This is a genomic window from Variovorax sp. FG153 (assembly GCF_057809595.1).
Map to the genome: position 1 here is coordinate 46,912 of NZ_JBMDKG010000014.1, position 13,359 is coordinate 60,270.

The window sequence follows — 13,359 nt, forward strand, 5'->3', positions numbered from 1 at the left end:
GCCGGGGTTCCACGGGTGGAGCGGCGGGCACGGTTTTTCTACAGCGCGGCTTCAGCCTTTGCCTTGCGAGGCGACCGCGGCGGCGGCTTTCTCGGCGGCGGCGGCATCGCCCAGGTAGTAGTGCCGCAGCGGCTTGAGATCGTCGTCGAGCTCGTACACCAGGGGAATGCCGTTCGGGATGTTCAGGCCGACGATGTCGTCGTCCGAGATGCCGTCCAGGTACTTCACCAGCGCGCGGATCGAGTTGCCGTGCGCCGCCACCACGAGGCGGCGGCCGGTGCGGATGGCCGGGGCCATCGACTCGTTCCAGAACGGCAACACGCGCGCCACCGTGTCCTTCAGGCATTCGGTCAGCGGGATCTGCTCGGGCGCGAGCTTGGCGTAGCGCACGTCGCCGCGCTCGCTGCGCGGGTCGTCGGCTTCCAGCGGCGGCGGCGGGGTGCCGTAGCTGCGGCGCCAGACCAGCACCTGCTCGTCGCCGTACTTCTTGGCCGTCTCGGCCTTGTTCAGGCCCTGCAGGCCGCCGTAGTGGCGTTCGTTGAGGCGCCACGAATGCACCACCGGCAGCCAGGTACGGTCGAGTTCGTCGAGCGTGTGCCACAGGGTGCGGGTGGCGCGCTTGAGCACGCTGGTGTAGGCCACGTCGAAGTCGTAGCCCTCGGCCTTCAGCAGCCGGCCCGCCTGCTTGGCCTGCTCGACGCCGGTCTCGGTCAGGTCGACGTCGGTCCAGCCGGTGAAGCGGTTTTCGAGGTTCCAGGTCGATTCGCCGTGGCGGATCAGTACCAGTTTGTGCATGTCGGAGGCCTTTGGCAGCGCTTTGTAAACCCGACATTCTAAAATCCCGGGTTTGCCTCTCTCCAAGGAACCCCCGTGAAATTGATCGAATTCGTCACCGCGAACTGGATGCTGGTCCTGATCGTGCTCAGCTCGGGCGCCATGCTGGCCTGGCCGCTGATTCGCGGCGCGGGGGGCGGCACGCTGACGGCCGACGCGGCGGTGCACCTCATCAACCGCGAGCGCGCGGTGCTGGTGGACCTGCGCGATCCCGAGGAATACGCCGCCGGCCACATGATCGGCGCGAAGAACGTGCCGCTGGCCCAGCTCGAGGAAAAGCTGGCCTCCACGGTCAAGAACAAGAACGTGCCGCTGCTGCTGGTGTGCGAGAACGGCTCGCGCGCGCAGCGCGCGGTGGCCGCGGCCAAGAAGCTGGGTTACGAGCAGGCCCAAGCGGTGTCCGGCGGGCTCAAGGCGTGGAAAGCGGCTAACCTGCCGGTTGAAAAGGCCTGAACCCCACCGAGATACGAACCATGCAAGCCGTCAAGATGTACACCACCGCCGTGTGCCCCTACTGCACACGCGCCAAGCAGATCCTCAAGTCCAAGGGCGTCGAGCAGATCGAGGAGATCCGCATCGACAGCGATCCCCAGGCGCGCATGGCCATGATGGAGATCACCCAGCGCCGCACGGTGCCGCAGATCTTCATCGGCGACACCCACGTGGGCGGCTGCGACGACCTGATGGCGCTCGACAGCCGCGGCGGCCTGGTGCCGCTGCTGCAGGGCCAGGCGGCCTGATTCAAGGCCGGCCGACCGCCGGTCCGTAGCCGTCACATCGCCGGGCGATAATCGCCCGTTCACCATCTGCGGCCCGCCGCGGGAAACCATTCCCCGGCGGGCCTTGTTTTGACCCTCGAAAGTTCAGCCATGGCCGACCAGCAAGCCCAAGATCCCGTGTTCCAGATCCAGCGCGTCTACCTCAAGGACCTGTCGCTCGAACAACCCAACTCGCCCGCGATCCTGCTGGAACAGGAACAGCCCACCGTCGACATCCAGCTCGGCGTGGACGCCCAGCCCGTGGCCGACGGCATCTTCGAGGTGTCGGTGTCCGCCACCGTGCAGACCAAGATCGGCGACAAGACCGTGTTCCTGGTCGAAGCCAAGCAGGCCGGCATCTTCGAGATCCGCAACCTGCCCGAAGACCAGATGGGCCCGATCCTCGGCATCGCCTGCCCGCAGATCGTCTACCCCTACCTGCGCGGCAACGTGGCCGACGTGATCCAGCGCGGCGGCTTCCCGCCCGTGCACCTGGCCGAGATCAACTTCCAGGCCATGTACGAGCAGCAGCAGGCCCAGGCCGCCGGCCAGCCTTCGCCCATCGTCACGCAATAAGCCTGACGGCACGCAACGCCGCGACGCCGATGAAGATCTGCGTTCATGGCGCCGGCGCCTGGGGCACGGCGGTGGCCGTCAATGCGGCCGCCCGCCACGAGGTCACGCTGTGGGCCCGCGACGCGGCCCAGGCCGAGACCATCTCCCGGGCCCGCGAGAACACCCGCTACCTGCCGGGGCTGGCCTTGCCGGCCTCGCTCGCGGTGCGCGCGGGTGGCATCGGCCAGGCGCAGGCCGGCGCCGACCTGGTCATCGTGGCCACGCCCATGGCCGCGCTGCGCCGGCAGCTCGAGACCCTGCGCGACAGCGGCACCCGCGTGCCGGTCGCCTGGCTCTGCAAGGGCGTGGAGCCCGCGCAGGCCGCGAACACCACCGCCTCCTCCTTCGGCCTGCTGGCGCACGAGATCCGCGCGCAGGTCGCGCCCGATCTGCTGGCCGGCGTGCTCAGCGGCCCGAGCTTCGCGCAGGAAGTGGCCGAGGGCCGCCCGACCGCGCTGGTCGCGGCCAGCCCGCATGCCGCCGTGCGCGACGCGCTGGTCGACGCCTTCCATGGCCCCGCGCTGCGCGTCTATGCCAATGACGATATCGTCGGCGTCGAGGTCGGCGGCGCGGTCAAGAACGTGCTGGCCATCGCCACCGGCCTGTGCGACGGCCTCGCGCTGGGCCTCAATGCGCGCGCCGCGCTGATCACGCGCGGCCTGGCCGAGATGACCCGCTTCGGCCTCGCGCTCGGCGCCCGCACCGACACCTTCATGGGCCTGTCGGGCCTGGGCGACCTGGTGCTCACCGCCACCGGCGACCTGTCGCGCAACCGCAAGGTCGGCCTGCTGCTGGCCCAGGGCCGCACCCTGGCGCAGGCGGTCGATTCGCTGGGCCACGTGGCCGAGGGCGTCTACTGCGCCCGCACCGTGGTGCAGCGCGCGCGCGGGCTGGGCGTGGAAATGCCCATCGCCGAAGGCGTGGTCGCGCTGCTCGACGGCCGCGTGAGCCCCGCCGACGCCGTGGCCGCGCTGACCGGGCGCGACCCGGTGCCCGAATCGGTCCGGCCGCCCCCATAACAACATCCGGAAGACAAGCCGCCCCATGCGTTCCCGTTTCGATTTCTCCGCGCCGGCCATCGCCGCGCTGGCCCAGGCCGATGCGGCCCGCGCACTGCAGGAGGACGTCGCCGACGGCGACCTCACCGCCTCCCTGGTCGATGCCGGCCGCCGCGCCCAGGCGCGCGTGCTGGTGCGCGAGCCGGCCGTGCTGTGCGGCGCGCCCTGGGTCGAGGCCACGCTGGCGCAGCTCGATCCGCAGGTGCGCATCGACTGGCGCTGCGCCGAGGGCGGACGCTGCGAGCCGAACCAGGTCGTGCTCGAGATGGAAGGCTCGGCCCGCGCGCTGCTGACCGCCGAGCGCACCGCGCTCAACTTCCTGCAACTGCTGAGCGCCGTGGCGACCAAGGCCGCGCTCTACAGCGACATCGTCGAGGGCACGCGCGCGCGCATCGTCGACACGCGCAAGACCCTGCCGGGCCTGCGCCTGGCGCAGAAGTACGCGGTACGCACCGGCGGCGGCCTCAACCACCGCATCGGCCTGTACGACGCCGTGCTGATCAAGGAAAACCACATCGCCGCGGCCGGTGGCGTGGCCGCCGCGCTGCGCGCCGTGGCCCCGGCGGCCGAACGCGCCGACTTCGTCGAGATCGAGGTCGAGACCCTGGCGCAGCTGCGCGAGGCGCTCGACGCCGGCGCGCGCATGGTGCTGCTCGACAACATGGACCTGCCCACCCTGCGCGAGGCGGTGCGCATCAACGACGCCGCCGGCGAAGGCCGCGCGGTGCTCGAGATCTCGGGCGGCGTCACGCTCGAGGGCCTGCGCGAACTGGCCGAGACCGGCGTCGACCGGATCTCGGTCGGTGCGCTGACCAAGGACGTCAAGGCCATCGATTTCTCGATGCGCTTCCAGGACCGCTGAGGGAGACGCGCATATGGCTTCCTCCGCCGTCATCGATGTCGAGTACGAACAGCCGGCCGAAGGGAGCGTCTGCGACACCCGCCGCGCCTGGGCCCGCGTGCCGCCCGAGCCCACGCCCACCGAGCGAGAGGCGCTCAAGGAGCGCATCCGCCGCCTGCTGCGCGAGCGCAACGCGGTCATGGTGTCGCACTTCTACGTCCACCCCGACCTGCAGGACCTGGCCGAGGAAACCGGCGGCATCGTCAGCGATTCGCTCGAGATGGCGCGCTTCGGCCGCGACCATGCGGCCGGCACGCTGGTGGTGTCGGGCGTGCGCTTCATGGGCGAGACCGCCAAGATCCTGTCGCCCGAGAAGCGGGTGCTGATGCCCGACCTCGACGCCAACTGCTCGCTCGACCTGGGCTGCCCGGTCGACGAATTCAGCGCCTTCTGCGACGCCCATCCCGACCGCACCGTGGTCGTCTACGCCAACACCAGCGCCGCCGTGAAGGCGCGCGCCGACTGGCTCGTCACCTCGAGCTGCGCGCTCGACGTGGTGGGCGCGCTGCATGCGCAGGGCCGCAAGATCCTCTGGGGCCCCGACCGCCACCTCGGCGACTACATCCAGCGCCAGACCGGTGCCGACATGGTGAGCTGGAACGGCGCCTGCATCGTGCACGACGAATTCAAGGCGCTCGAGCTCGAGCTGCTCAAGCAGGCCCATCCGCGCGCCAAGGTGCTGGTGCATCCCGAATCCTCGGCCGAGGTGATCGCGCTGGCCGATGCCGTGGGCTCGACCTCGGCGATCCTCAACGCCGCGCGCCAGCTCGACGCGACCGAGTTCATCGTCGCGACCGACAACGGCATGCTGCACAAGCTGCGCACGCTCAATCCGGGCAAGACCTTCATCGAGGCCCCCACGGCCGGCAACGGCGCCACCTGCAAGAGCTGCGCGCATTGCCCGTGGATGGCGATGAACGGGCTGGCCGACCTCGCGAACGCGCTCGAGACCGGTGCCGGCGAGATCCACGTCGACCCGGCGCTGGGCCTGCGCGCGCGCGTGCCGATCGACCGCATGCTGGCCTTCACGGCCGGGCTGAAGAATGGCATCGCGCCGGGCAGCCTGGTGGCGGGGATCGGCGCGGCCTGACGAAGCCCCTCAGCGCCCGTCCCAGGCGGAGCGGGTCGCGGCCTTCCTGAACAGCTGGCGGTTGGCGTCGCTCGCCGGCGGCTCCGAGTCGCCGAAGATCGCGGCCATCCAGTGGCCGTCGGTCGGGTTCGGGAACAGCACGTACTTGCGGCCGAACTGCTCGCGGTCGGCTTCCATCGCCTGGATCCGCTGGTCGACGTTCTTCACGTAGTACTTGCGCCGGAAGTCGTTGAGGTTGTCGCCGAGGTAGACCACCACGTCGAACTGCTGCGCGATCTGCTCCTGCCGCGGCTGCTTGTTGCTGCTGTCGCGCAGCACGGTCAGGTGCTCCTTGTCGGCATAGGGCGCGCCCAGCACCTTGAGGTGTTCCATCGCGTATTCGTAGGTGCGTTCGCCCTGTTCGCGGCTGGTCACGTAGAACACCTCTACGCCGTTCTCCCGGCAGAAGCGCAGGAACTCCTGCGAGCCGGGCGAGGGCACGATCTGGTTCTTCGGGATCCACGCGTCCCACTTCGGATCGTCGAAGAAGTCCTGGCCCTCGTTGATCAGGTAGCCCCAGTAGGCCAGCGGCAGCAGGATCGTGTCGTCCATGTCGGTCACCACCGCCAGCGGCTTGTCGCCCGGGCGGCGCTTCTGCAGCGCCGCTTCCACGTGCATGCGCGCCACGTTGAAGCCCTGGTGATAGAGCGCGCGGTACTCGGCCGCGGTCTGCTTCCAGGCCACGGCGCCGATCAGCAGGTTGTTCGTGCCGGCGCCCGCGGCGGCGGGCGGGGCCTGCGTCTGGGCGCAGCCCGCGGCGAGCAGCAGCGCGGCCGTGGCGCCGGCGATGGCCGCGAAGCGGCGTGGGGTCGAATGGGTTTTCAAGCTGGAGTCCTCCCTGTGGTGTCGAAGAAAAAAACGCACCGAGCGTGACACGGGCGCCGGGCAGAACACAGGGCGCCGAATGCGCGCTTGGCGCCGGTTGCGTGCATTTCGCCACCGGTGCCGCGTCATTTCGTCAGGCCGGCTTCGGCGTCCGGCTTTCCTTGCGCAGCGGCGCCTTGATGGTTTCGAGGTGGATGCTGGTCTCGCTGTTGCTGATGCCCTTGATCAGCCGGATGCGTTCCAGCACGTGGGCCAGCTCGACCAGGCTGCCAACCTGCAGCTCGGCCAGCAGGTCCCAGCGGCCGTTGGTGCTGTGCAGCGAGGCCACGCCGGGCTCGCCCAGCAGCGAGGCCGTGATGCGGCGCGTGTCGTTGCCCTCGACGGAGATGCTCATCCATGCCGTGAGGCCGCTGAGTTCGGTCTCGGGCCGCAGCCGCACCGTGTAGCCCACGATCACGCCGGCGTCCTCGAGCTTGCGGATGCGGTTGGTCACGGTGCCGCGCGAGACCCCGAGGCGGGCCGCGAGGGTGGCCACGCTGGCGCGCGCGTTGTGGTGCAGCTGCGCGATGAGCTTCGCGTCGAGATCGTTCATTTCGGCAAATGGATCATTCAAATTGATCGACTATTACCATATTAAAGGCAGTCTTGGCGATTTGATTTGATCTTCTTCTGTGGGAGCCTTTGAACGTCCCAACCAGGAGATGAGCGAATGACACGAAAACACACGGCGCGAAACGCGGCGCCCCACCACCTCGAGACCTTCTTCCTGAGCCCCACGCGCGCCGCCGAACTGGTCCGGCGCACCGGCGTGGTCGAAACCATGCGCGGCATGGCGCAGGCTCTGGAAGAGGATTTCGGGCGCTGGCAGGACTTCGAGAAGTCCGCGCGCACCGCCAACCATTCGCCGCATGGCGTGATCGAGCTGATGCCGGTCTCGGACGACCGCGAGTTCGCCTTCAAGTACGTCAACGGCCATCCGATCAACACGCGCAGCGGCCTGCCGACGGTGATGGCCTTCGGCGCGCTGGCCAGCGTGGACACCGGCATGCCCGAGTTCATCAGCGAGCTCACGCTGACTACCGCGCTGCGCACCGCCGCCACCTCGGTCATGGTCGCGCGCCGGCTGGCGCGCCCCGACAGCCGCACCATGGCGCTGATCGGCAACGGCGCGCAGAGCGAATTCCAGGCGCTCGCCTTCCACGGCCTGCTGGGCATCCGCCAGCTGCGGCTGTACGACGTCGACCCGGCCGCCACGCGCAAGCTGGCCGCCAACCTGGCGCCGCACGCGCTCGAGGTGGTGTGCTGCGGCAGCACCGACGAGGCGCTGAGCGGCGCCGACATCGTGACCACGGTCACGGCCGACAAGGCCTACGCCACCATCCTCGGCGGCCACCAGGTCATGCCTGGCATGCACGTCAACGCGGTCGGCGGCGACTGCCCCGGCAAGACCGAGCTCGCGGCCGGGGTGCTGCGCAAGGGCCGCGTGTTCGTCGAGTACGAGCCGCAGACCCGCATCGAGGGCGACCTGCAGCAGATGCCCGCGGACTTCGAGGTCACCGAGTTCTGGCGCGTGCTGCGCGGCGAGGCACCCGGGCGGACCTCGGCCGCGCAGATCACGGTGTTCGACTCGGTGGGCTTCGCGCTCGAGGACTATTCGGCGCTGCGCTATATGCGCGCGCTGGCCGGCGCCGCCGGCGTGCTCGAGCGGCTGGAGCTGATCCCCGAGCTGGCGGATCCGAAGAACCTCTACGCGCTGCTGCAGCCGCCGGCCGCGGCCGAGTCGGCAGTGGCCGCGCGCACGGCGGTGGCGGCATGAGCGCCGCGCCGGGCCGCTCCCAAGCAAGCTCGCACCGCAGTGCGAAGCACGAAGGTACTTCGATGAGCAAGTGTGCCGTCACGCTGATCGGTGCTCCGACCGACGCGGGCGCGAGCCGGCTCGGCGCCGCCATGGGCCCCGATGCGCTGCGAGTCGCGCAGCTCAGTCCGGCGCTGCGCCGCTTCGGCATCGACGTGCGGGACATCGGCAACCTCGCAGGCCCGCCCAATCCGCAGGGCGAGCGCGTGGACGGCCTGCGCAACCTCGCCGAGTGCGTGCGCTGGAACCAGGCCGTGCACGATGCCGTGGCGGCCGAACTGGGCGCGGAGCGCCTGCCGATCCTGCTCGGCGGCGACCACCACCTGGCGATCGGCTCCATCAGCGCCGTGGCCCGCCATTGCCGCGCGCGCGGCCGGCGCCTGCGCATCCTCTGGCTCGATGCGCACTCGGACTGCAACACGCCCGAGGTCTCGCCCTCGGGCAACATCCACGGCATGCCGGTGGCCAGCCTCTGCGGGCTCGGGCCGCCCAGCCTCTCGGCGCTGTCGGACACGGTGCCCGCCATCCGCCCCGATGCGCTGTGCCAGGTCGGCCTGCGCAGCGTCGACGCGTCGGAGCAACGCATGATCCGCGAGCTCGGCATCGAGGTCTACGACATGCGCGCCATCGACGAGCTCGGCATGCGCGAGACCATGCGCCGGGCCCTCGAAGGCGTGGCGGGCGACGAGGTGCACCTGCATGTGAGCTTCGACGTGGACTTCCTCGACCCCGAGATCGCGCCGGGCACGGGCACCACGGTGCGCGGCGGTCCCAACTACCGCGAAGCCCAGCTGTGCATGGAGATGATCGCGGACACCGGCCGCCTCGGCTCGCTCGACATCGTCGAGCTGAACCCGGCGCTCGACCTGCGCAACCAGACCGCCGAGCTGGTCGTCGACCTGACGGAAAGCCTGTTCGGCAAGAGCACCCTGGTGCCTTCCGCGCGGCAACGCTAGCCGGCAACGCGCCGGTTCGCGCATCACAACAAGACGGCATCGCCGCGGCCCGCGGGCCGGCGGTGCGCCAACGAGACAAAGAGACTGCCCATGCCTTCTTCTTCCGCGCCGGCGCCCCGCGCCGAGCCCGCCGGCCTGCATCGCGTGCTCAAGGCGCGCCATCTGTCCATGATCGCCATCGGCGGCGCGATCGGCACCGGCCTGTTCGTCGCCTCGGGCTCGGCCATCGCGCAGGCCGGACCCGGCGGCGCGCTGCTGACCTACCTGGTCGTCGGCGCGATGGTCTACTTCATCATGACCAGCCTCGGCGAGCTCGCGGCCTTCATGCCGGTGGCGGGCTCGTTCTCGACCTATGCCTCGCGCTACGTGGAGGAGGGCTTCGGCTTCGCGCTCGGCTGGAATTTCTGGTTCAGCTGGGCGATCGTGGTCGCGGTCGACCTGGTGGCGGTGCAACTGGTCATGGCCTACTGGTGGCCCGGCATGCCCGGCATCGTGTGGAGCCTGCTGTTCCTGCTGCTGATGGTCGGGCTCAATGCCTTCTCGGCCCGGGGCTTCGGCGAGAGCGAGTACTGGTTCGCGCTCATCAAGGTGGTGGCCGTGATCGGCTTCATCGTGACCGGCGTCGCCATGCTGCTGGGCATCGTCCGTGGCGCGGAGAACGTCGGCTTCTCCAACTGGCACACGGGCGACGCACCGTTCGCCGGCAGCTTCGCCACCCTGATCGGCGTGGCGATGATCGTGGCCTACTCGTTCCAGGGCACCGAGCTCGTGGGCGTGGCGGCGGGCGAATCGGAGGATCCGAAGCGCAATGTGCCGCGCGCGGTGCGGCAGGTGTTCTGGCGCATCCTGCTGTTCTACGTGCTGGCCATCGTGGTGATCGGCTTCCTGATCCCCTACACCGATCCGCACCTGCTGCGCAGCGAGGTCAGCGACATCGCGGTGAGCCCGTTCACGCTGGTGTTCCAGCGCGCGGGGCTGCTGTCGGCGGCCACGGTGATGAATGCCGTGATCCTCACGTCGGTGCTGTCGGCCGGCAACTCCGGCATGTACGCCGCCACGCGCATGCTGTTCAACCTCGCGGTCGAGGGCAAGGCGCCGCGCGCGCTGGCCCGGCTCACGCGCGCGGGCGTGCCCTTCAATGCGCTGATGTGCACCACCGCGCTGGCCTGCCTGTGCCTGTTCAGCGCGATCTTCAGCCCGCAGGTGGTCTACATCTGGCTGCTCAACACGGCGGGCATGACCGAGTTCATCGTCTGGCTCAGCATCGCCGTGTGCCACTACCGGTTTCGCCGCGGCTACGTGCTGCAGGGGCACGACCTCGCGCGGCTGCCCTATCGCGCGGGGCTGTTTCCCTTCGGGCCGGTGATCGCCTTCGTGCTGTGCCTTCTCATCACGCTCGGGCAGAACTACCAGGCCTTCACGCAGGGACGGATCGACTGGGGCGGGGCGATCGCCACCTACATCGGCATCCCGCTGTTCCTGCTGACCTGGCTCGGCTACAGGCTGGTGAAGAAGTCGCGCTTCGTGCGCTGGCGCGAGATGCGTTTCGTCGTGGACGAAGACTTGCCGGCGGTTCAGAACTCCAGCGTGCAGGAATCGCCGAGCGCCTCCCGCCACACCCGCACGCGCGCCAGCGAAGCCTGAAGCTCGCCCAGCGCCTCGGCGATGAACAGGCACAGGTTCTCCAGCGTCGGCGGATGCAGCCCCGGCACCTCGTCGAGCAGCCGGTGGTCGAGCCGATCGCGCACGTCCTCGAGCCGCCGCCGCAGCAGGCCCAGGTCGATCACCATGCCGGTCGCGGGATCGCGCTCGCCCGCGAGCCAGACCTCGGCGTGGTAGGTGTGGCCGTGGATGCGGCGGCTGCCTTCGGCCTCGATCTCGCGTTTCAGGGTGTGGGCGGCGTCGAAGAAGAAGCGTTGGCTGATCGTGAATCGCATGGGAAACGGAGCAACAGGAAAGCGGGCATCAGCGCATCAGCGGATGCCGGTGAACTTGTGGGTCTGCACGCTGAGGCGCCACAGCGGCTGGCGCAGGCAGGCGTCGATGCACAGCGCGGTGTGGGCGGCCTGCCGCGGGCCGTCCATGGGCTGCAGGAAGCGGTGCGCGAACTCGCCGCTGCGCGCCATCGCGTCGAGGTCGATGCCCTCCTGCGGCCACACCAGCTTGAGTTCCTGGCCGCGCCGCTGCACCCAGGGCGCGCCGGCCTTGGGGCTGATGCAGAGCCAGTCGATGCCCTCGGGCGCGGCCACAGTGCCGTTGCTCTCGACGGCGATGCGGAAGCCGCGCGCATGCAGCGCATCGATCAGCGCGGCGTCGACCTGCAGCAGCGGCTCGCCGCCGGTCAGCACCACGAGGCGGTGGCCGGCATCGTCGGCGGGCCACTGCGCGGCAATGGTGTCGGCCAGCGCATCGGCCTCCTTGAACTTGCCGCCCAGCGTGCCATCGGTGCCGACGAAATCGGTGTCGCAGAAACGGCAGACCGCGCTGGCGCGGTCGGCCTCGCGGCCGCTCCAGAGGTTGCAGCCCGCGAAGCGGCAGAACACGGCCGGCATGCCGGCCTGGCCGCCCTCGCCCTGCAGCGTGTAAAAGATCTCCTTGACGCTATAGCTCATCGCGTCGCCGCCCAGGGCTCGATCTCGAGGTTGTCGATCAGCCGCGTGCTGCCCAGGCGCGCGGCCGCGAGCGCCACCAGCGGCTCGGTGCCGTCGAGCGCGGCCGGCGGCTGCAGGTCGAGGCGGCGGCGCACCGTCAGGTAGTCGGGCTGCCAGCCGCGCTGGGCCAGTGCCTGCATCGCGCGCGCCTCGATCGCCGCGAGCTCGCCGCCGCCGCGCACGGCCTCGGCGATCTCCTTGAGCGCGCGCGAGAGCTGCACCGCCTCGGCGCGCTCGCCTTCGCTCAGGTAGCCGTTGCGCGAGGAGAGCGCGAGGCCGTCGTCGGCGCGGCGCGTCTCGCCGCCCACGATCTCGATAGCCAGCGCGAACTGCCGCACCAGGTGGCGGATCATCATCAGCTGCTGGTAGTCCTTCTTGCCGAACACCGCCACGCGCGGCTGCACGCAGCTGAACAGCTTCATCACCACGGTGCACACGCCGACGAAGAAGCCGGGCCGGAAGTGGCCCTCGAGGATGTCGGCCAGCGCCGGGTCGGGATGCACCTTGCAGGTCTGGGGCTCGGGATAGAGCGCCTTCTCGTCGGGCGCGAACAGCACGTCGCAGCCGGCGGCTTCCAGCTTGGCGCAGTCGCTGTCCCAGGTGCGCGGATAGGTGTCGAAATCTTCATGCGGCAGGAACTGCAGCCGGTTCACGAAGATGCTCGCGACGGTGGCGTCGCCCAGCGGCTTCGCTTGCGTGACCAGCGCGATGTGGCCGTCGTGCAGGTTGCCCATGGTCGGCACGAAGGCAGGGCGCTCGAAGCGCGCCAGGTGGTCGCGCAGCTCGGGGATGGTGCGGGCGATGAACATGAGGCGGTCCTCCTTGGAACGATGGAAAAAAGAAGAGGGGGGGCTTACCAGGCGTGCAGCCGGTCGTCGGGAAAGCTGCCGTCCTTGACGGCGCGCACATAGGCCGCGAGCGCCTGCGGAATGCCGCCGGCGCCGTCCATGAAGTTGCGCACGAACTTCGGCATGCGGCCCAGGTTCAGGCCCAGCATGTCGTGCAGCACGAGCACCTGGCCCGCGGTGCCGCGGCCGGCACCGATGCCGATGGTGGCGCAGCGCGTGAGTTCGGCCGTGAGCGCGGTGGCCAGCGCGGCCGGCACCATCTCGAGCACCAGCATCGCGGCGCCCGCGTCCTGCAGCGCCTGGGCTTCCTCGCGCAGCCGGGCCGCGGCGGCGTCGCCCTTGCCCTGCACGCGGTAGCCGCCGAGCGCATGCACGGTCTGCGGCGTCAGGCCCAGGTGCGCGCACACCGGGATGCCGCGCTCGACCAGGAAGCGCACGGTCTCGGTGGTCCAGCCGCCGCCCTCGAGCTTCACCATGTGGGCGCCGGCCTGCATCAGCACGGTGGCGCTGCGCAGCGCCTGTTCGCGCGACTCCTGGTAGCTGCCGAAGGGCAGGTCGGCGATCAGCCAGGCCGTGCCCTGCACGCGCCGCAGCCCGCGCGAGACGCTGTCGGTGTGGTGGCGCATGGTCTCGAGCGTGACGCCGACCGTGCTCGACAGGCCCTGGCAGACCATGCCGAGCGAATCGCCGACCAGGAGGCATTCGACGCCCGCGGCATCGGCCACGGCCGCGAAGGTGGCGTCGTAGGCCGTGAGCATCGCGATCTTCTCGCCGCGCGCATGCAGCTCGGCCAGCCGCGGCAGGCCGAGCGGCTTGCGCGTGGCGGGCTGCGAGGCCGGCGGCAGCGTGCCGTAGGGCGTGGCAGTGGTGGCTTCGTTCGGGGTGGAGGCGTTGGACATGGTTGGGTTTCTCCCTGCGGGCGTCGGTGG

Annotated in this window: 16 protein-coding genes; 9 read left to right on the forward strand and 7 right to left on the reverse strand. The window is 70.1% G+C overall.

Features of this window, described 5'->3' with window-relative positions:
* Positions 1-51: 51 nt before the first annotated feature.
* Positions 52-795, reverse strand: coding sequence for a 2,3-diphosphoglycerate-dependent phosphoglycerate mutase (gene gpmA / locus ACODT0_RS17020; RefSeq protein ID WP_057592037.1), 744 nt, complete (start codon positions 793-795; stop codon positions 52-54).
* Between the two features lie 108 nt (positions 796-903).
* On the opposite strand from gpmA, the gene ACODT0_RS17025 reads away from it, so the two are divergent.
* The 6 genes from ACODT0_RS17025 to nadA all read left to right on the forward strand — a co-directional run bounded on the left by ACODT0_RS17025 (position 904) and on the right by nadA (position 5,256).
* Positions 904-1,287 (forward strand): rhodanese-like domain-containing protein, encoded by a 384-nt coding sequence (locus ACODT0_RS17025; RefSeq protein ID WP_412179364.1) that lies wholly within the window; start codon positions 904-906, stop codon positions 1,285-1,287.
* Between the two features lie 20 nt (positions 1,288-1,307).
* Complete coding sequence (grxC, locus tag ACODT0_RS17030) at positions 1,308-1,574, forward strand: glutaredoxin 3 (protein WP_057592036.1); 267 nt, start codon at positions 1,308-1,310, stop codon at positions 1,572-1,574.
* Between the two features lie 129 nt (positions 1,575-1,703).
* Positions 1,704-2,168: a protein-export chaperone SecB gene (secB, locus tag ACODT0_RS17035; RefSeq protein ID WP_057592035.1), complete on the forward strand. Its 465-nt coding sequence runs from the start codon at positions 1,704-1,706 to the stop codon at positions 2,166-2,168.
* A 29-nt stretch (positions 2,169-2,197) separates the two neighbouring features.
* On the forward strand, positions 2,198-3,226 hold the full coding sequence (locus ACODT0_RS17040; protein ID WP_489041775.1) for an NAD(P)H-dependent glycerol-3-phosphate dehydrogenase: 1,029 nt from the start codon (positions 2,198-2,200) through the stop codon (positions 3,224-3,226).
* 25 nt (positions 3,227-3,251) lie between these two features.
* Positions 3,252-4,127, forward strand: a complete 876-nt coding sequence (gene nadC, locus ACODT0_RS17045) for a carboxylating nicotinate-nucleotide diphosphorylase (RefSeq protein WP_489041776.1) — start codon at positions 3,252-3,254, stop codon at positions 4,125-4,127.
* A gap of 13 nt (positions 4,128-4,140) precedes the next feature.
* Positions 4,141-5,256 carry a quinolinate synthase NadA gene (gene nadA, locus ACODT0_RS17050; protein ID WP_296728965.1) on the forward strand — a complete coding sequence of 372 codons (1,116 nt, stop codon included), beginning with the start codon at positions 4,141-4,143 and terminating at the stop codon, positions 5,254-5,256.
* Between the two features lie 9 nt (positions 5,257-5,265).
* Here nadA and ACODT0_RS17055 read toward each other — a convergent pair whose 3' ends face one another.
* The gene (locus tag ACODT0_RS17055; protein WP_413762485.1) at positions 5,266-6,120 is read right to left on the reverse strand and encodes a 5'-nucleotidase, lipoprotein e(P4) family; all 855 of its coding nucleotides are present in this window, start codon (positions 6,118-6,120) and stop codon (positions 5,266-5,268) included.
* 133 nt (positions 6,121-6,253) lie between these two features.
* On the reverse strand, positions 6,254-6,712 hold the full coding sequence (locus ACODT0_RS17060) for an Lrp/AsnC family transcriptional regulator (RefSeq protein WP_093340944.1): 459 nt from the start codon (positions 6,710-6,712) through the stop codon (positions 6,254-6,256).
* A gap of 117 nt (positions 6,713-6,829) precedes the next feature.
* Between ACODT0_RS17060 and ocd the strand changes: the two genes are divergently transcribed.
* The 3 genes from ocd (at position 6,830) to ACODT0_RS17075 (ending at position 10,575) form a co-directional block, all read left to right on the forward strand.
* Complete coding sequence (gene ocd / locus ACODT0_RS17065; RefSeq protein ID WP_489041777.1) at positions 6,830-7,936, forward strand: ornithine cyclodeaminase; 1,107 nt, start codon at positions 6,830-6,832, stop codon at positions 7,934-7,936.
* Positions 7,937-7,998: 62 nt separating this feature from the next.
* Positions 7,999-8,931, forward strand: a complete 933-nt coding sequence (rocF, locus tag ACODT0_RS17070) for an arginase (protein WP_489041778.1) — start codon at positions 7,999-8,001, stop codon at positions 8,929-8,931.
* A gap of 90 nt (positions 8,932-9,021) precedes the next feature.
* Positions 9,022-10,575, forward strand: coding sequence for an amino acid permease (locus ACODT0_RS17075; RefSeq protein ID WP_489041779.1), 1,554 nt, complete (start codon positions 9,022-9,024; stop codon positions 10,573-10,575).
* On the opposite strand, the gene ACODT0_RS17080 is transcribed toward ACODT0_RS17075, so the two are convergent.
* Genes ACODT0_RS17080 through panB form a run of 4 tightly spaced genes read right to left on the reverse strand, consistent with a single transcriptional unit; the run spans position 10,506 to position 13,329 of the window.
* Positions 10,506-10,868, reverse strand: coding sequence for a 6-pyruvoyl trahydropterin synthase family protein (locus ACODT0_RS17080; protein ID WP_489041780.1), 363 nt, complete (start codon positions 10,866-10,868; stop codon positions 10,506-10,508). The two genes, ACODT0_RS17075 and ACODT0_RS17080, sit on opposite strands and share 70 nt — an antisense overlap.
* 36 nt (positions 10,869-10,904) lie before the next feature.
* A complete protein-coding gene (gene queE, locus ACODT0_RS17085; protein ID WP_489041781.1) occupies positions 10,905-11,543 on the reverse strand; it encodes a 7-carboxy-7-deazaguanine synthase in 639 nt (212 codons plus the stop codon).
* A complete protein-coding gene (panC, locus tag ACODT0_RS17090) occupies positions 11,540-12,391 on the reverse strand; it encodes a pantoate--beta-alanine ligase (RefSeq protein WP_057592029.1) in 852 nt (283 codons plus the stop codon). The genes queE and panC overlap by 4 nt, the downstream gene beginning before the upstream one ends.
* A gap of 44 nt (positions 12,392-12,435) precedes the next feature.
* Positions 12,436-13,329, reverse strand: coding sequence for a 3-methyl-2-oxobutanoate hydroxymethyltransferase (gene panB / locus ACODT0_RS17095; protein ID WP_489041782.1), 894 nt, complete (start codon positions 13,327-13,329; stop codon positions 12,436-12,438).
* Positions 13,330-13,359 lie beyond the last annotated feature (30 nt).